Annotated in this window: 13 protein-coding genes; 8 read left to right on the plus strand and 5 right to left on the minus strand. The window is 66.1% G+C overall.

Translation table 11 applies throughout. From position 1 onward, the window contains the following. Positions 1-83: 83 nt before the first annotated feature. The 3 genes from ACZ47F_RS01770 to ACZ47F_RS01780 are packed head-to-tail and all read right to left on the minus strand — an operon-like array spanning position 84 to position 4,929. A complete protein-coding gene (locus tag ACZ47F_RS01770; RefSeq protein ID WP_464925599.1) occupies positions 84-944 on the minus strand; it encodes a glycosyltransferase family 2 protein in 861 nt (286 codons plus the stop codon). Next, entirely contained in the window at positions 941-2,962 is a 2,022-nt protein-coding gene (locus ACZ47F_RS01775) for a hypothetical protein (RefSeq protein WP_464925600.1), read from the minus strand. Before ACZ47F_RS01775 ends, ACZ47F_RS01770 begins: the two co-directional genes overlap by 4 nt. A gap of 2 nt (positions 2,963-2,964) precedes the next feature. Beyond that, positions 2,965-4,929 carry a tetratricopeptide repeat protein gene (locus tag ACZ47F_RS01780; RefSeq protein ID WP_464925601.1) on the minus strand — a complete coding sequence of 655 codons (1,965 nt, stop codon included), beginning with the start codon at positions 4,927-4,929 and terminating at the stop codon, positions 2,965-2,967. A gap of 238 nt (positions 4,930-5,167) precedes the next feature. Between ACZ47F_RS01780 and ACZ47F_RS01785 the strand changes: the two genes are divergently transcribed. Then, positions 5,168-5,689, plus strand: coding sequence for a hypothetical protein (locus tag ACZ47F_RS01785; RefSeq protein WP_464925602.1), 522 nt, complete (start codon positions 5,168-5,170; stop codon positions 5,687-5,689). Here the strand turns inward: ACZ47F_RS01785 and ACZ47F_RS01790 are convergent. Further along, positions 5,678-6,121: a pilin gene (locus ACZ47F_RS01790; RefSeq protein ID WP_464925603.1), complete on the minus strand. Its 444-nt coding sequence runs from the start codon at positions 6,119-6,121 to the stop codon at positions 5,678-5,680. The two genes, ACZ47F_RS01785 and ACZ47F_RS01790, sit on opposite strands and share 12 nt — an antisense overlap. Before the next feature lie 404 nt (positions 6,122-6,525). On the opposite strand from ACZ47F_RS01790, the gene ACZ47F_RS01795 reads away from it, so the two are divergent. The 6 genes from ACZ47F_RS01795 to ACZ47F_RS01820 all read left to right on the plus strand — a co-directional run bounded on the left by ACZ47F_RS01795 (position 6,526) and on the right by ACZ47F_RS01820 (position 13,510). Continuing rightward, positions 6,526-6,903: a tetratricopeptide repeat protein gene (locus ACZ47F_RS01795; protein ID WP_464925604.1), complete on the plus strand. Its 378-nt coding sequence runs from the start codon at positions 6,526-6,528 to the stop codon at positions 6,901-6,903. Positions 6,904-7,023: 120 nt separating this feature from the next. Continuing rightward, a complete protein-coding gene (gene ptsP, locus ACZ47F_RS01800) occupies positions 7,024-8,775 on the plus strand; it encodes a phosphoenolpyruvate--protein phosphotransferase (protein WP_464925605.1) in 1,752 nt (583 codons plus the stop codon). Positions 8,776-8,783: 8 nt separating this feature from the next. Beyond that, positions 8,784-10,301 (plus strand): M48 family metalloprotease, encoded by a 1,518-nt coding sequence (locus ACZ47F_RS01805; protein ID WP_464925606.1) that lies wholly within the window; start codon positions 8,784-8,786, stop codon positions 10,299-10,301. 91 nt (positions 10,302-10,392) lie between these two features. Then, positions 10,393-12,294, plus strand: a complete 1,902-nt coding sequence (locus ACZ47F_RS01810; RefSeq protein WP_464925607.1) for a PglL family O-oligosaccharyltransferase — start codon at positions 10,393-10,395, stop codon at positions 12,292-12,294. Between the two features lie 120 nt (positions 12,295-12,414). Further along, positions 12,415-13,173: an AzlC family ABC transporter permease gene (locus ACZ47F_RS01815; protein WP_464925608.1), complete on the plus strand. Its 759-nt coding sequence runs from the start codon at positions 12,415-12,417 to the stop codon at positions 13,171-13,173. Positions 13,174-13,186: 13 nt separating this feature from the next. Continuing rightward, positions 13,187-13,510: an AzlD domain-containing protein gene (locus tag ACZ47F_RS01820; protein ID WP_464925609.1), complete on the plus strand. Its 324-nt coding sequence runs from the start codon at positions 13,187-13,189 to the stop codon at positions 13,508-13,510. 196 nt (positions 13,511-13,706) lie between these two features. Here ACZ47F_RS01820 and ACZ47F_RS01825 read toward each other — a convergent pair whose 3' ends face one another. Continuing rightward, complete coding sequence (locus ACZ47F_RS01825; RefSeq protein WP_464925610.1) at positions 13,707-15,041, minus strand: sensor domain-containing diguanylate cyclase; 1,335 nt, start codon at positions 15,039-15,041, stop codon at positions 13,707-13,709. A gap of 183 nt (positions 15,042-15,224) precedes the next feature. Here ACZ47F_RS01825 and pyk point away from each other — a divergent pair, with 183 nt between their 5' ends. Continuing rightward, positions 15,225-16,664 carry a pyruvate kinase gene (pyk, locus tag ACZ47F_RS01830; RefSeq protein WP_464925611.1) on the plus strand — a complete coding sequence of 480 codons (1,440 nt, stop codon included), beginning with the start codon at positions 15,225-15,227 and terminating at the stop codon, positions 16,662-16,664. Positions 16,665-16,709: the final 45 nt, after the last annotated feature.

Below are 16,709 nucleotides of genomic sequence, written 5' to 3' on the forward strand. Positions count from 1 at the left end.
TCATGAAATGAACGCAACGGATGATCGATGCGGCGCAGAAAGCAGCGAGTTGATCAGCGGTTCCCTCGCTCGATTTTAGCCCTTCAACTTTCGCGCTTATACGTCAGGTTGGTGATCTGCTCCGAGATCAGCCCGATAAGGAACACGATGACCGCAGCACTCATGAGCAGCGCGCTCATATTGGTGAATCGATGGCCAATGGAAAAGGTGTAGGCATAGTTGCCCAGGCCTAGCAGGAAGAAGCCCGCCGCCACCGGGGCAAACAGTTTCAGCGGCGAATACAGCGTGGCAATCTTGAAAATGATGAGCAGAAAGCGCACGCCGTCGCGCAGCGGGCGGATGTGGCTCTTGCCGATGCGCCGCGCCGCCACGATGGGCACATAGGCCACCGGGTAGGCGCTGCGGAAAAACGCCATGGTGCTGGTGGTGGGGTAGGAAAAGCCGTTGGGCAGCAAGTGGATGAATTCGCGGAACTTGTCGGCCCGCACGGCGCGAAAGCCGCTGGTCAGGTCGAGCACGGGGTGGTTGGTCATCCAGCTGGCGAGGCGGTTGTACAGGCCGTTGGCCAGGCCGCGTCCTACGCTGGCCTGCGAACCGTCACCGCGCGCGCCTACGGCCATGTCGTAGCCCGCGTCCAGCTTGGCGAGCAGGCGTGGGATGTCGGCGGGGTCATGCTGGCCGTCGGCATCCATGAACACCAGCACCTCACCTTGTGCCGCGCGCGCGCCGGTCTTGATGGCAGCGCCGTTGCCCATGCCGTAGGGCTTGCTGATGACCCGCGCGCCTGCCTGCGCGGCAACAGTGGCGGTGGCGTCGGTGGAGCCGTCGTTCACCACGAGGATTTCGGCGTCGGGATAAAGCGCGCGAATGCGCTCCACAGTCTGGCCAACCGCGCCTGCTTCGTTGCGGGCGGGAAGAATGACGGAGAGTGTGTATGGAGTCATTTCTTCCCCTCAATTTCTTCGGTCAGAACCTTGCGCAGTTGCGCCTCGCTGTCTTGATAAAACCCGACATGCCGCAGCCAGCGCTGATGCAGGGCGGCCATATTCCAGCCGCGAATGTGCGCCAGGGGTGACGGCACCGCATTGAGCAGGTCAAGCGCTTCGCGCTGATGCCCGGCGCTGGCGAGTTCCGCGGCGAAACGCAAGCGTTCTCCTACCGGCAGACCGGGCAGCCGCAGGGCTTGCAGATAGAGCGCATAGGCCGCTTGCGCGCGTCCCGCGGCGAGGGCCGATAGGGCGTCGCGGTGCAGCAGATCGCGCTGCACGACGGTTTGCGACGCCTGCGGGTTATGCCGTGCGGCTGTGATGAGGGTCTGGCCGAAACCGGGGCCGAAGACGGTGCAGGTATCCAGGCCATCGAGCAATTTACCGAACTGGTATTGCGTGACGTTGTCGGCCAGTTTGGCGCTGCTGGCCGCCTGCAGCAGACTTGCGCGCAGGCCGTCTGGCGCCTCGCCTTGCGCGCAAGCCACGCCGACACGGTTGATCAGCAGAATGAGGCTGTGCGGATGTTCACGCAAAGCGCAATCGAGCAGGCGAGCGGCCTCGGGCAGATTGCCGACATTGCTCCAGAAATTGGCCAGATAGTTTTGCGCGCGTGGCGAATCCGGGTGTTCGCGCGCCCAGACCAGCGCTTGCTCAAAGGGCTTGCCCCAGACATCGGCGCGGCGCGCGGTCTGCAGCGCAAACAAGGCCAGCAGCGCCATAGCGAACCAGATGGGCCAGCGCCTGCGCGGCGCGGCTTGCGCCTCGCTGCCTTGCGCGGCGCGCACCAGCCAGATGGCCAGCGGCAGAAACATCAGCGCAGCCGGCAGGTAGTTGCGATGTTCGAACGCGAGTTCGAGCTGCAGCCAGGTGCTTTCCATCACTTGTCCGGCCAGATAGAAGCCCACGGCCACGCCGGCTGCGGCCACCACCGGGCTGCGCGCCCAGCGCGACAGGACGGCAAAGACGATGAGCGTCAGAATGCCGAGCACTGCGAACAGCGTGGACAGCGGCTGCAGCAGTCCGGTGGAGAGAACGATGTCGTCGTGGAACAGGCCGCCGACGGAGGTGCGCGCCAGCCAGATGTCGCCCAGATACGTCCAGACAATGCGACTCTCGGTCAGCAGACGCTGCAGTGGGGTGAAGTCGCGCCCGGCTGCAGCGCCCGTCCACAACCCCGGCAGAAAGGTGGCGAGATAGCCCAGCACGGCCAGCGCGGGCAGGCGGATGAACACCCAGCGCCAGGCGAGGAATATGCGTCCGCCTTGCTCCAGCGCCGTGTGGCGTCGGTCGAATACCAGCGCCTCCAGCACCCAGGCCAAGAGTGGCAGCAGTGCGCCGTTTTCCTTGGAGAGCACGGCCAGCAGCGTGCCCAGCGCCAGCGACACGCTCATCCACACATAGCCCGCGCGCCTGTGCCCTTGCGCCAACAGCGAGCGGCCATGCGCGTAGCCCCACAGTCCGGCAAACACAAAAGTGGCGGCAAGCATGGCCATGCGCTGCACCACATACAGCGTGGTGCTCACCCAGAACGGGTCAAGCAGCCACAGCCCTGCAGCCAGCACGCCTGCCCAGGCTGCAGGCCGCCGCGCCAGACCCAGCGCCCGCGAAAGCGCCGCGCTCAGACCCGCGAGCAGTACGCCGTTGAGCAGGTGGATGGCCACATTGGTGAGCTTGAACGCCTCGGGCGCCGCGGGCCAGTTACGGGCATCGAGCAGAAAGGTGGCGAGCGACAGCGGCCGTCCCGTCGGCCCGGCAAAGCCCGAGGTGAGAAAGGCCACCACCTTCCACCAGGTATCGATCTGGCCGTAATCGCCCAGCGAGGCGAGGTTGGAAAAATCGTCGAAAAGGAAGGGTCCGGTGCGCCCGGGCCAGTAAGCCAGCCAGGCGACCGCCAGCAATGCCGCCAACGCCACGAGCGGCAGCGCGCGGCGAAAGAGCAGGGTGGCACTGGAAGACGGTTCGCTGTGGGGCATTGTTAGCGACTTTCCGTTTCAGCCTGGCCGCTGGCCCTTGCTTTCTGCGCCATCTTCTGCGCCAAGCCCTGCGTCAGCGTCCTGATCTCCGCATCGTGAATGCCAAAGCGGTTGAGTTCGCGCATGCGTTCCAGCACTTGGCCAGCATCGCCGTACAGCCCCGCGGCTGTTTGCATGACGACGAGGTTTTTCCAGTAGTCGTACTTGCCGGGGTCAAGCGCCACGGCGCGCAGCATGAGTTGGTAAGCCAGCGGGTTGTCGTGCGCGACGTTGGCGGCCCAGTTGGCTTGCAGGGTGACGAGATCGGCGCGGCCCGGGTTGTGCTGCACCGCAAAGGCGATCAACTCGCCGAGTTGCTGCACATCTTTCGGGGTGTAGTGGCACACGCCGTTGATATTGCACTGGATCAGGCCGTAGAGCGCGCCCACGTCTTCCGCGCTCATCGGCGAGGTGGCGATGATGCGGCGCATCTCGGCCCACCAGCGCGGCTGAATCGGCAGGCCGTTCTTCGCCGACATGAACACCAGCGCCTGCAGCGGCTGTAGATCAGCGCCGGGCAACAGCGCACCCTGTTCCATCTGTTGCATGCCCATCTGGAACTGCAGGCTGTCCACGCCCTGCGCCGTGATGAGCATCATGCGGCCCAGGTCGTAGCTGGCGCGGGGCGACTGCGGATGCGTGGTGGCTTGGAAGTACGCCAGCCGGTACGGGTTGCCCCAGACCTGCGCCCGAATGGCGGTGAACACGCCGTAAAGCGCGATGAGGGCTGACACGCCGCCCACGGTGAGCAAGCGCAGCGTCGCGCGGCGCTCGGCGTCCGGCGGGCTCCAGGTGAACAGCAACGCAAACAGCGCCAGAAACACCCCCCAGTCCGGCAGATAGTTGCGGTGTTCGTACACCAGCTCCAGCGGCACGAAGGTGGACAGCAGCGACTGCCCGGCAAACCACCACAACACGCCGAGCGCAAACAGCGGCAGCCGCCTGCGCAGCCACAGCGCCGCGCCCAGCAGCGCCGCCAGAAACACCCAGCTCGCCGCTGTCGTCCACGGCGACAGCCAGCTGGTGGAGAGCGCAATATCGTCGTGATAGAGCGAGAGCGCATCGGGCGACGGCAGCACGATCCAGCGCAGATAGCCCACCAGCACCCGGCCTTCGGTGAACAGCCGCTCGCTCAGGGTGAACGGACGGGCGGCATAAGCCGAGCCGTTGAGCGCGCCAGGCAACAGCCACGCCAGCCCGAGTACGCCGGGGATGAGCAGCAGCACCACGAAGACAGGAATCAGCGGGTTCACCGCAGAACGCCCCTGCCCGGCAGCACCAGGCGCAGCAAGCGCCCCGCGCAACACCACCCACTCCAGCACGAAAGCGTAGGCCGGCAGCATCACCCCGGTTTCCTTCGCCAGCGCAGCCACCGACGTGCCCAGCGCCAGGCTGCCCCAAATCCACGCCAGCGCGCCGCGCCGGCCTGCGATGAGCCGCATGCGGCCGTGCCAGTACGCCAGCAGCCCCAGCAGCACAAACGCCGAGGCCAGGGCCTCCTCGCGCTGAATCACATACAACACCGCAGTGAGCTGAATTGGCGCCAGCACCCAGGCGGCAGTGGCCAGCAGCGCCAGCGTGGACGCGCCCACCAGCCACGGGCGCGGCGCCTGGCGCTCCAGCCAGCCCAGCACCCGCACCGAAAGCAGCCACACCAGCCAGCCGTTGAACAGATGCAGCAACACATTCGCCAGTTTCAGCGGCCAGGGATTCATGCCGCTGAACACCATCTGCGCCGCAAAGGTGAACATCGACAGCGGCCGGTCCAGTGGCCCGGCGTTAGCGCTCCAAATGGCGCGCCAGAAGTGGGCCTGCAGCGCGCTCTGCGCAAACGCCGGGTTGTCCACCAGGTTGCCGAAGTCGTCGAACACATACCCGCCAGACAACCCCGGCCAGTAGACCAGCAGGCCGAGGGCGAGAATGAGCAAAAGAAAAAGCTTGGGGGTCAGGTCTCGCTTCACCCCAGATTGTCCATGAGCCAATTTTCGTGAATTTGAGGCAAGCTGTGCGCCGTTGCGGGGCAATGCGGTTCTAACAGGCCGTTGAAAAACCCCTGCGGTGGGCCATCCACCCCTGCGGTGGGCCATCCTCGCGACGTTTTTCAACGGCCTGCTCATAGATACCATCAGAAAAAATCATTGTAGATCAGCAAGATAGGTGGTCTTCATGGCGGGCTCGGTGCTACAGGGGGAAGGGTTTTCGGTCAGTTTCAGCCACCGGGAGGTCACAGTCTGGGGCGGTTTGGCCCTGTTCAGGCAGATGCTTGACAGCATGGGGTTGCGGGAAGCGGCAGCGGGTTGGGGATTGTCCGAGCCAAAGTCGCACCGGGGCGATGCGCCGCTGCAACTGATCGAGCAGTTCAGCGTCTCGATCTGGTGCGGTGCCTGTCGGTTCGCGCATGCCGAAACGGTGCGCATGGACGGTACGCTGGTGCGCCAGTTGCCGCAAGCCGGCAACGAGCACGGCTGCAGCCAGCCCGTCCTGGTAGAAGCGCGAGATCGGAAAAAATGCTGCGGCGACACCGCCGCCCCCACCCACGCCAGCAGCAGGACGAGACAGGCAAGAGAAAACCAGGTCGTGCTGCGGGGCGTCATGGCAGAAGAAAGCACCGAGATTCAGAGTCAGGGATGGGAACAAAAAACCCGCCTTGCGGCGGGTTTTGCAGGGTGGGGCAGATTATCTGCATGAAGACGGCAGGTACTTTGCGGGAATTGGGTTAGTAGTGCCGGCTTTACAAGTCCAGGCAATCGAGCCACCCGTCGCGAGTGCCGAGAGTGCGAGGGTGTTGCCAGTGATGGCCGTGTTGGCTTTATTACCGTACGTTACAGTAATGACGCCTGGGGTCGAACCCGCGTCTACGCTTGTTACATAGTTTCCAGTGATGGAAGCGGCAGCAGCCAATCCTGCCGACGCATTTGTCGACGGGTACGCTCCATGGTTCGTGTAATACTCCGCAATCGCCGTCTTGGCGCCGTCAGCCAGCGACAGGCCTTCCGACACCTGGGCGCGGATGGTGTAGTCCTGATAGGCCGGGATGGCGATGGCAGCCAGGATACCGATAATGGCCACCACGATCATCAGTTCGATCAGCGTGAAGCCTTGTTGCAGTTGTTTTTTCATTGCATTCTCCTAACAGTGTGGTGTGGCACGACAGGCCGACGTCAGAAATCCCCGGTGGATGCCGGCCGTCGCAGGGCTGACGTCATCCCCCCGATGGGGCAAGCGGAATAGAGCAAGTCGCGCGCCAATGGATTGCGGGCGAAATGTCACCCCTGTAGGGGATGACACGGCTGGGATGTCATCCCTTGCGGGGATGACACGGCCAGGATGTCACCCCCTGGAGGGGTGACGCAGCGGCAAGGCACAATGGCCCTGTCGCCACTCTGGAGCGCATCATGACCCAGCCAGACCCTTTCTGTTCACGGCACATCGCGGCACTTGTTCTCGGAAAGAGCGAACGCACACTCAAGCGCTGGTGCGATGAGGGGGTTCTGCAAAGCCGGGCGGAGGCATCTGGACGGGCAATGGTCTGCCTGTCCGGTGTGTTGTCGCGCCTGGGGCGTGCGCCCGACCCAGAACTGGCTGAATTGATCCTCGAGGCAGATCACGGCAACGCGGCTGCGCAGAACGATCTGGGCATGCTGCTCTTGAAAGAGGGGATCTCAAACGGTGCGTTTGCCCTGTTCCAGCAGGCGGCACAGCAGAACGACCCGGACGCCATGCACTGGCTCTACCGGTGCTACCAGCAAGGACTTGGCGTGGAGCGCAACGAGAACCTGGCCATGATGTGGTTGCACAAGGCGGCAGCGCATGGGCATGCCATCGCCAAGGCGCAGGCCGACGCGCTGCGCGACCTGGCGGTGCGACAATTGCAATCGGGCGCCGGGCTGCGCCCGGATTGATCGCGATGGCGCAGATGCGCCAGGCGAAACAGGGCACCTTGGCGACGCCCCGTTTGGGGTGCATTGGTGACGCGCGCGGTGCGGCGCTGCCCGGGGGGCACCGGCCGCTACCATCGGGATATGGCTCTTCAACTGTTCGGCATTCCGGTTTCCCGCGGCATGGCCATCGGGCGCGCCGTCATCCTCGCCAGCGCGCGCCTGGACGTGGCGCACTATTTCATCGATCCGGGCACGGAGGAGGCCGAGATCGAACGGCTGCGGGCCGCGCGCCGCGCGGTGCGCGCCGAGCTCGACACACTCAAGGCCGAACTGCCGCCCGATGCGCCGGCGGAATTGGCCGCGTTCATCGATGTGCACAAGATGCTGCTCGACGACCGGCAGATGGCGCAGGACACCATCGCCTGGATCCGCCAGCGCCGCTACAACGCCGAATGGGCGCTGACCGCACAGCTCGACGTCATCTCGCGCAATTTCGAGGAGATGGACGACGAGTACCTGCGCGAGCGCATCGCCGACGTGGAACAGGTGGTCGAACGGGTCCTGCGCGCGCTGCGCGGCAGCGCCGCGCTGGCACGCTCGGCCAGCGGTAACGGCGATCTGGTGCTCATCGCGCATGACATCGCGCCGGCGGACATGCTGCAGTTCAAGACCGGGGTGTTCAAGGGCTTCGTCACCGACGTGGGCGGTAAGACCTCGCATACCGCCATCGTCGCCCGCAGTCTGGACATCCCCGCGGTGGTGGGCGCGCGTATCGCGGGCAGCCTGATCCGGCAGGACGACCTGGTCATCATCGACGGCGACAGCGGCCTGCTCATCGTCGATCCGTCTGCGGTCATCCTCGAAGACTATCGCCTGCGCCAACAGGAATCGCAGCTCGCCCGCGAACGGCTCAAGCGCCTGAAGTTCACCCCGGCACGCACGCTGGACGGCGAGGCGGTGGAGTTGCTGGCCAATATCGAGCAGCCCGAAGACTGCGTTGCGGCACTCGACGCGGGGGCCGTGGGCATCGGCTTGTTCCGCACCGAATTCTTGTTCATGAACCGCGGCGGCCACCTGCCGGACGAGGACGAGCAGTACGAGGCGTATCGCCGGGTGATGCTGGCGATGCAGGGCAAGCCGGTGACCATCCGCACCATCGACATCGGCTCGGACAAACCGCTCGATAGCGAAGTTCACCGCGATGGCGACTTCACCCATCTCAACCCGGCGCTGGGCCTGCGCGCCATCCGCTACAGCCTGTCCGATCCGGCGATGTTCCGCATCCAGCTGCGGGCGCTGCTGCGTGCGGCGACGCTCGGGCCGCTGAAGGTGCTGATCCCGATGGTGGCGCACGCCCGCGAAATCCGCCAGATTTATGCAGAGCTCGACAAGGCCCGTGCCGAGCTCGGCGCGGCCGGGAGGAATTTCGGCCCAGTGGAGGTCGGCGCGATGATCGAGGTGCCCGGCGCAGCGCTCGCCTTGCCGCTGTTTCTGCGGCATTTCGACTTCCTGTCGATCGGCACCAACGATCTGGTGCAGTACACCCTGGCAATCGACCGCGCCGACGAGAGCGTGTCCGATCTCTACGACCCGCTGCACCCCGCAGTGCTCAACCTGCTGGCACAAATCATCGCGCAGACCCGCGCGGCTGCCGCCTGGAAGGGCCGCGCGGTCGACATCAGCGTGTGCGGCGAGATGGCCGGCGATCCCAGCCTCACCCGGCTGTTGCTGGGCATGGGGCTGCGCAGTTTTTCCATGCACCCGGCGCAGATCCTCGCGGTCAAGCAGGAGGTGCTGCGCGCCGATACCGAAAAACTCGCGCCGCTCGTGCAAGCCGTGCTGCAGGCGTATGAACCCGAGGAACTGCAGGCCGCACTCGCGGCGCTGGGTTGACCCGTGCCATGCGCCGCCTGATCTGCTGTGTGCTCGGCGCTGCGCTGCTCGCTCCAGCAGCAGGCGGTGCGCAGCACGCGACGCTGAGCGACCCGGGTGGCGCCAGCAGCCTGCCCACTCTGGGCGATCCGGCGCAAGGCAGCTTTTCCGCGGTGCAGGAAAAGCGTCTGGGCGAGATCATCATGCGCGAAATGCGCCAGGAGCCCGCTTACCTGCACGACAGTCTGCTGCGCGACGAGCTGCAGGCCATCGTCGATCGCCTCACGCCGGCGGCGCGGCGCAGCGCCGAGCTGGAGGCGCCGCAGCGGTTTCGCGTGTTCCTGCTGCGCGACCGCAGCTTTAACGCCTTTGCCCTGCCGGGCGGCTGGATCGGGGTGCACACCGGCCTGGCGATCGATGCGCAGTCGCGTGACCAGCTCGCCGCGGTATTCGCGCATGAAATGTCGCACATCACCCAGCGGCATATCGCGCAGCGGCTGGCGCAGGCGGGCAAGGACCGGCTGCTGAGCATCGGTTCGCTGATCCTGGCCATCGTGGCCGCCAGCGCGGGACAGGATCAGGCGGCGCAGGGGCTGGCCCTGGGCGGGCAGGCCGCGGCCATCGACAATGCGCTGCGCTTTTCGCGCAGTAACGAACGCGACGCCGACCGCACCGGTGAGCAGATACTGGCCGAATCCGGCTACCCGCCGCAGGCCATGGCCAGCATGCTGCTGCGGTTGCAAAGCCTCTCTCGCCTGGACGACGCCGATGTGTTCGCGTTTTTGCAGACTCATCCGCTGACCAGCGAGCGCATTGCCGATGCGCAGGCGCGCGCCGGCGACAAACCCCTTGCGCCGGATCACAGCCTGCAGTTCTGGCTGATGAACGCCCGCGCCCGTGCCCTCACCCCGCAGTCGCACGACGCGCTGTTGCGCGAAGAACGCCGCTTCGCCAGCGCGCGGGCCGATTTCCCGGCGCAGCAGGTGGCCTGGGCCTACGGCCAGGCAGTGGTGTTGCAGCGTCTGAACAAACCGGATGCCGCGGCCGCGGCGCTGGCTCGTGCACAGACTGCGGCACGCGACGCTCCGGCCGCCGAGCGACTGCCGCTGGATTTGCTGCAGACCGAGCTGCTGCTGGCCACCCAGCCGGCGAAGGCGCTGGAGTCGGCGCGCGCGCTGCACCGCGAGTTCCCGCAGTCCACCGCGGCGCTGCATCTGCTGGCGCGCTGCCTGCTGGCGCAGCCCGACATCTCCGCGGCAAGGGTGTTTCTGCGCGAGCAGACCGTGGCGCACCCGGAGGACATCACCCTGTGGCAGGACCTGGCCCGCGCCGATGCGGCTGCCGGTGCGTTTGCCGCGCAGCATCGCGCCACGGCCGAGGTCTACGCGCTGCAGGGCAAGACCGAGGCAGCGATCGAACAACTGCGCATCGCGCAACGCACGCCGGGTGCGGACTATTTCGAGGCCTCGATCATCGACGCCCGGCTGCGCGCGCTCGAACAGGAGCTGGCGCAGCACAAGCAAATCGACAAGACCCTGCCCCAGTGAAACGTTGTGAAGCATCGGGTCATGAGCAGCCTGCTGCCCATGCGCACGGCGCGCAGGGTCGATCGCCCGAGGCTGCACCGATAATCGCGTCATGCCGCTGACCGCTCCCGACTCCCACCCCAACCGGCCCGCGCAGGCGGGTTCGCCGCTTTCAGAACAACTCGCGCTCGGTCTGCTCGGTCTGGCAATGGCGCTACCGCTGCTCTGGCCCTTCGATCCGGGCGTGGTCGCGAAAATGGGCACCACTCTGTTGGCCGCAACGCTGTGGGCCGCAGTGTTTCTCAGCGCCGCGTGGAGCGGGCTGACACCGCGGTTCGGGCTGGCGGCCGGGGGATTTGTATGGCTGGCCGCAGTGGTGGCGCTGCAGACCGTCAGCGGGCAATTGGCCTATCCCAGTCAGGGCGCGGTCGCCGTGGCCGTGCTGCTCAGCGCCGCGCTGATCGCCGGTCTGGGCCAGGCCGCAGCACGGCAGCCAAGCACCGCCGCCGATGCGTCCGCCCCCCCCTGGCTGGACGTGGCCGCCGCCGGGCTGCTGCTGCAGGGCTTGTTCCAGGTCGGGTTCGGCCTGTTGCAGTTTCTGCTCTGGCAAATCCCGGCACTGACCAACTGGCTGGCGGCGCATCTGCCGCTGTATACCGACATCATCAGCTACCCCTCCACCGGGCGGGTGTTCGGCAATCTGCGCCAGCCCAACCATTACGCCACTGCGGTGGCGCTCGGGCTGGCCGGGCTGGCCTGGTGGGCGCCGCGGCTGCGCGCAGGCAGCGTGTGGGCTGCAGTCGTCGGCATGAGCTGGGCGCTGGTGGTCTGCGGCTCGCGTACCGGCATGGTGCAGGCGGTGGTGGCGTCGATCCTGGTGCTGATCGCTGTGCGTGGCGCCTGGCGCAGCCCGCGCTGGGCGGCGCTGGTGGCAGTGCCGGTGCTGTACGCGCTGTGGTGGGTGGCGCTGCGCACGGCCGACCATCTGGGCTGGATCAGCTTTCTCGATGCGGTCACCCGCCAGCTGGACCAGCCGGTCAACGCCCGCGCACTGATCTGGCGCAATGCCTGGCAGGTGTTCGAACATCTGCCGTGGTTCGGCACCGGCTGGGGGCAGCTCGGCTGGGGGCTGCAGCATGCCGCCATCCACCACGCGCTGCATCCGCTGCCGCTGGACAACATCGACAATGCCCACGATCTCATCCTGCAGCTGCTCGCCGAAACCGGGCTGGTGGGCACGGTGCCGGTGCTGGCGGTGGCGCTGATCTGGCTGTGGCGCAGCGCGCGGGGTTGGGTGCAATACGGCCGCGTCGCCCCCGACGGCCCCGCACCGCTGCCGCTGACCGCATGGATGGGCGTGGCCTTCCTCGGTCTGCACAGCCTGGTCGAGTATCCGATGTGGTATTTGTACTTCCTGTGGGTATTTGCCTTTCTCGCCGGATGGATGGGTGCACTGGACCGCTGGCGCCCGGGCGCCAAAAACGCTGCACCGCGCGCGCCGGCCCTGCCCCGCCCGGCCGCGCTGGGCATCGGTGCGCTGGCGCTGCTGCTGGTGGCCAAGGCCGGAATCGACTACACGGTCACCGACGCGGTCTATTCAGCCGACCGCGCCCAGTCGATGCAGGTCATACAGCAGGCCGAGCGCAACAATCTGTTTTTCCGGCCGCTGATCGGCTTTGCCCAGGCCACCGCACTGCAGGTCACCCCGAACGCGACCCGCGCCGAACTGCTGCGCGATCTGGCCGAGGTGGATCGCGTCAGCCATGTCTATGGCGATCCGAACCTACTGATCCGCCGCATGCTGCTGCTCAGCCGGCTTGGGCACGACGCACAGGCGCTGGCGCTGGCGCGCTACACCGCCAGTGCGTTCTGGCTGTATGCACCAAGCCTGGCCGCGCAGTTTCCGGCGCAGGCAGCGCAAGCGGGGCTGTCGGCGAAGCAGACCACGCCATTGCTACAGGCGCTGGAAAACGCCCCAGTGCTGCGCCGCATCGCGGTGCAGCCCCCGCGCTGAAACGGGCGCGGAGCGCGGGGCCCCGCTGTTGTCCCCAGACTTGGCATGTCGCGCACCGGGTCATGCGGTGCTTGCCGACTTGTTTTGATGCGGCGCAAAATATTGCAAACACGCTGCGTCATGTCCACCCTCGTCCGCCTTCGCATCCTGCTCGCCCAGCCCGCATTGCGCGAGGGCCTGCGAGACATGCGCGCCGTGTCGCTGGGCATCTCGGCCTGGGGTCTGGTCACCGGCGTGGCCATGGTCAAGTCAGGGCTGAGTGTGCCGCTGGCCTTGGCGATCAGCCTGTTCGTGTTCGCCGGCAGTGCGCAGCTGGCGGCGCTGCCGCTCATCGCCGCCGGCGCTCCGCTGTGGCTGATCCTGGGGACTGCGTTCTGCGTCAATCTGCGCTTTGTCGTCTTCAGCGCGCAGATGCGGCCGTATCTGGAGCATCTGCCGCGGCTGCGCCGTCTGGTGTACGGCTATCTGATCGGCGATCTCAGCCAGGTGCTGATGATCCGCCGCCATCCGCATCCGAACGGCGATCCGCAGCAGGCGCACTACTTTCTCGGCGCCTCATTGGCCAACTGGATCGCCTGGCAGGTGCCGTCCATCGCCGGCATCCTGCTTGCGCAGCACATCCCGGGCGCCTGGGGGCTGGCCTTCGCCGGCACGCTGGCGCTGCTGGGCATTGTGCTGTCGCTGCTGGCCGACCGCGGCATCGCCGCGGTCATCGTCGTCGCTTCGGCGTTGAGCGCGCTGCTGTTCTGGCTGCCGTTGCGGCTCAATCTGGTGGCCGCCATCGTCGGGGCGCTGATCGTCGGCATGGTCTGGGATGCATGGAGCCAGCGCCAGTTCACCTCGACCGCCGGCCGCGCGCTGGGCGGCAGCAAACCCTGAGAGCGTGCGCACCATGAGCCTGCTGCAGCAGATCGCCTTGGTCGTCGGAATGACTGCGGTGACCATCTTGAGCCGCAATATGTTCTTGCTGCCGCGCCGCCCCATGCCCCTACCCGCGCGGGTGAAGGTGGCACTGCGCTATGCGCCCGCCGCAGCGCTGGCAGCGGTGGTCGCCCCCGAGCTGCTGCTGGCCACCCCGCTGGGGCCGGCGTGGGTCAAGCTGGGCGCGGCGGTGGTTGCCGCGGGCTATTTTCTCGCCCGACGCGGCATTCTGGGCACCATTCTCAGCGGCATGCTGGCGTACTGGGTGCTGTCGTGGGTCAGCCGCACCTGGTAAAGCCGCCCAGGACGCTCATACAGACCGCCGAAAGACCTCGAACGAATTAGCTGAAGAAAGGGGTCGCTTGAGGAATCGACATCGCAGCCTGTTGTCTGCTGACTCGTGCAGAGCCAAGCGAGACGCCCCCAGGGCTAGGGCCAACGGCAACACCGAACAAATCCCCTGCGCGGCACGCAGCATCACAAGGACTGATTCACTGTTGCCCAAGAAAACTGCTGCACAGGGCCCAGCGGTTCTTGCCGCCGTTCTTTGCCGCGTACATGGCGTCATCCGCTCTTTGCAGCAGGTCAAAACTGCTGCGGGCATGGGTCGGGGCGGCGGCAACGCCCACGCTGGCGGTCACCCGCAGGCCAGAAAGCAGATCGAAGCCGGCAGCAGCGCACGCATGGACCAGTTTGGCCGCGAGCGACTGTGCGGCAGCCAGATCGGCTATGGCACTGAGCACGACGAATTCGTCGCCCCCCATCCGACCGATCGCATCGTCGCGGCGCAGCACATCCTGCATGGCATGCGCCACCTGCGCCAGCAGGCGATCGCCGCGCACATGGCCGAGACGGTCGTTGATCTGCTTGAATCCGTCCAGGTCGATGAAATACAGCGCCAGCATATCGCCACGTCCGCGGCGCGACAGCGCGGTATTGAGCCGCTCCATGATGGCGCGGCGGCTGAGCACGCCGGTCAGCGCGTCGCGCTCGGCGTGGTGCAGCAGGCGCGCATGGGTGTCGACCTGGTGGGTGATGTCGCGCACGAAGGTCAGCAGCGACACGACCTGCCCGCCCTCGTCGCGCAGCGCCGACAGCGTCCACTCCACCCAGATACGACGGCGATCCTTGCGCACATACTGTGCTTGTTCCACCCAGTGGTCGATTTCGCCGCACAGCAGCCGTGTGTAAATCGCTTGGGTGCGGGCGCGCTCTTCGTCGGGCACCCCCATTTCCAGACGATGCGTGCCCAGGCATTCGGCCTCGGTGTAACCCAGAATGGCCTCGGCCGAACGCGACCAGCGGGTGATGATCAGTCCGGCATCGCTTTCGATCACACCCCAGGGCAGGTTGTCCAGCGCCTGCTCGAGTAGCCAGTTCGAGCGCCTGAGTGCCATCGCCGCGGTGATGTCTTCGTGCACATCGTGGGCGATGGTGTAGACCGCGTCGATGCGCCCGCCGCTACTGCGCTCCGGGAACACCTGGATCCGCGCCCAGCGCGGCGGGTCGATATGTCGCAGCAGCCGCAGATACTGCGCCTGCTCGCCGTGAAAGGCCCGCTCGAACGCCGGCCGGGCCGCAGCCCAGGCATCGTCACCATAAAGCTCCTGCAGGCTCTTGCCGAGCAATTCCTGCGGCGTGCGCCGCGCCCAGGCCAGATAAGGCGGATTGAAAAACGTCAGCCGCGCCTGCGCGTCCCACCGGCCGATGGGCAGATCCACCGCTTCGAGCAGGCTGCGCACCTCCGGCACTGCAGCCAGGCCGGGCAACAGTGCGTCGTGCGGCCACAGGGCCGATTGCGCTCCGGTTGAAAGGGGGTTGCTCATGGGCGCTGGATGACAGACGGGTCTGCGCAGTGTCAATCGCTTGCTGCGATTCTTGTGCTTCGCATGGAACCGTCAAGAGCACGTTCTACACTGTGGAGCGCAAGCTGCGACAAATTGCGCATTCTGCCTGGATTGTGTTGCACTGCCCATCCTCAGATTTCCCTTCTCCCACCCCCTATCTCAATGTCCCGCGCCACAAAAATCGTTGCCACCATCGGCCCCGCCAGTTCCTCGCCCGACATTCTCGAACGCATGCTGTCCGCAGGAGTCGATGTCGTGCGGCTCAATTTCTCTCACGGCAAGGCGCAAGATCACATCGATCGCGCTCAGCTCATCCGGGAAACCGCCCACCGCCTGGGCAAAGCGGTGGCCATCATGGCCGACCTGCAGGGGCCGAAAATCCGCGTCGGCCGGTTCAAGGATGGCAAGGTCATGCTGCAGCCGGGGCAGAAGTTCATTCTCGACGCCACCTGCGAACTGGGCGATGAGACCCGCTGCGGTCTGGACTACAAAGACCTGCCGCGCGACGTGCATCCGGGCGACCGCCTGCTGCTCAACGACGGCCTGATCGTGTTGACAGTCGAGCATGTCAGCGGCCCGGAAATCCACACCGTGGTCACCATCGGCGGCGAGCTGTCGAACAACAAGGGCATCAACAAGCAGGGCGGCGGGCTCTCGGCCCCAGCGCTGACCGCCAAGGACATGGAGGACATCCGTACCGCGATGTCGTTCCAGGCCGATTATCTTGCCGTGTCCTTCCCGAAAAACGCCACCGACATGGAACTCGCACGGCAACTCGCCAACGTGGCGGGCGAGCCGTTCGGCCACAAGCCGGCGCTGATCGCCAAGATCGAACGCGTCGAGGCCATTCCGGCACTGCCGGAAATCCTGCGCGCCTCCGACGGCATCATGGTGGCGCGCGGCGATCTGGCGGTGGAAGTCGGCAACGCCGCAGTGCCTGCGCTGCAAAAGCGCATGATCCGCATGGCGCGCGAGATGGACCGCGTGGTCATCACCGCCACGCAGATGATGGAGTCGATGATCGTCAACGCCGTGCCCACCCGCGCCGAAGTGTCCGACGTGGCCAACGCGGTGCTCGACGGCACCGATGCGGTCATGCTTTCCGCCGAAACCGCCGCAGGCAAGTATCCGGTCGAAACCGTGGAGGCCATGGCCAGTATCTGCGAGGCGGCGGAAACCTACGAGGAAGTCAAGCTCGAGCACGACTTCGTGGACAAGCAGTTCACCCGCATCGACCAGTCGATCGCCATGGCCGCGCTGTTCACCGCGCATCACCTGGGCTGCAAGGCCATCGCTGCGCTGACCGAATCGGGCTCGACCGCGCTGTGGATGAGCCGTCACCGCGTCAATGTGCCGATCTACGCGCTGTCGCGCAGCGAAAGCTCGGTGCGCCGCATGGCGCTGTATCGCAACGTGCGCCCGATGCTGATGAGCTTCAGCACCTCCGAGTCAGATCGCGACAGCCTGCTCAACCAGGCCGAGGCCAAGCTGATCGAGAAAAAGGCGGTCGCCTCTGGCGACAGCTACGCCATTACCTGCGGTGAGCCCATCGGCACTGCGGGTGGCACCAATATGCTCAAGGTCATGCGTGTGCCGCGCTGAGCGACTCGTGGCAGTGGCTGCGGCGAAATCGCTGCAGCCAAAGGC

Source organism: Thiomonas islandica (assembly GCF_055383445.1).

What these genes read in the sequence shown, in the direction of transcription:
- ptsP (WP_464925605.1), top strand. Translation starts at nt 7,024, where the DNA reads ATGGCTCTTCAACTGTTCGGCATTCCGGTTTCCCGCGGCATGGCCATC.
- pyk (WP_464925611.1), top strand. Translation starts at nt 15,225, where the DNA reads ATGTCCCGCGCCACAAAAATCGTTGCCACCATCGGCCCCGCCAGTTCC.
- ACZ47F_RS01805 (WP_464925606.1), top strand. Translation starts at nt 8,784, where the DNA reads ATGCGCCGCCTGATCTGCTGTGTGCTCGGCGCTGCGCTGCTCGCTCCA.
- ACZ47F_RS01770 (WP_464925599.1), bottom strand. Translation starts at nt 944, where the DNA reads ATGACTCCATACACACTCTCCGTCATTCTTCCCGCCCGCAACGAAGCA.
- ACZ47F_RS01825 (WP_464925610.1), bottom strand. Translation starts at nt 15,041, where the DNA reads ATGAGCAACCCCCTTTCAACCGGAGCGCAATCGGCCCTGTGGCCGCAC.
- ACZ47F_RS01775 (WP_464925600.1), bottom strand. Translation starts at nt 2,962, where the DNA reads ATGCCCCACAGCGAACCGTCTTCCAGTGCCACCCTGCTCTTTCGCCGC.
- ACZ47F_RS01795 (WP_464925604.1), top strand. Translation starts at nt 6,526, where the DNA reads ATGGTCTGCCTGTCCGGTGTGTTGTCGCGCCTGGGGCGTGCGCCCGAC.
- ACZ47F_RS01790 (WP_464925603.1), bottom strand. Translation starts at nt 6,121, where the DNA reads ATGAAAAAACAACTGCAACAAGGCTTCACGCTGATCGAACTGATGATC.
- ACZ47F_RS01810 (WP_464925607.1), top strand. Translation starts at nt 10,393, where the DNA reads ATGCCGCTGACCGCTCCCGACTCCCACCCCAACCGGCCCGCGCAGGCG.
- ACZ47F_RS01785 (WP_464925602.1), top strand. Translation starts at nt 5,168, where the DNA reads ATGGCGGGCTCGGTGCTACAGGGGGAAGGGTTTTCGGTCAGTTTCAGC.
- ACZ47F_RS01815 (WP_464925608.1), top strand. Translation starts at nt 12,415, where the DNA reads ATGTCCACCCTCGTCCGCCTTCGCATCCTGCTCGCCCAGCCCGCATTG.
- ACZ47F_RS01820 (WP_464925609.1), top strand. Translation starts at nt 13,187, where the DNA reads ATGAGCCTGCTGCAGCAGATCGCCTTGGTCGTCGGAATGACTGCGGTG.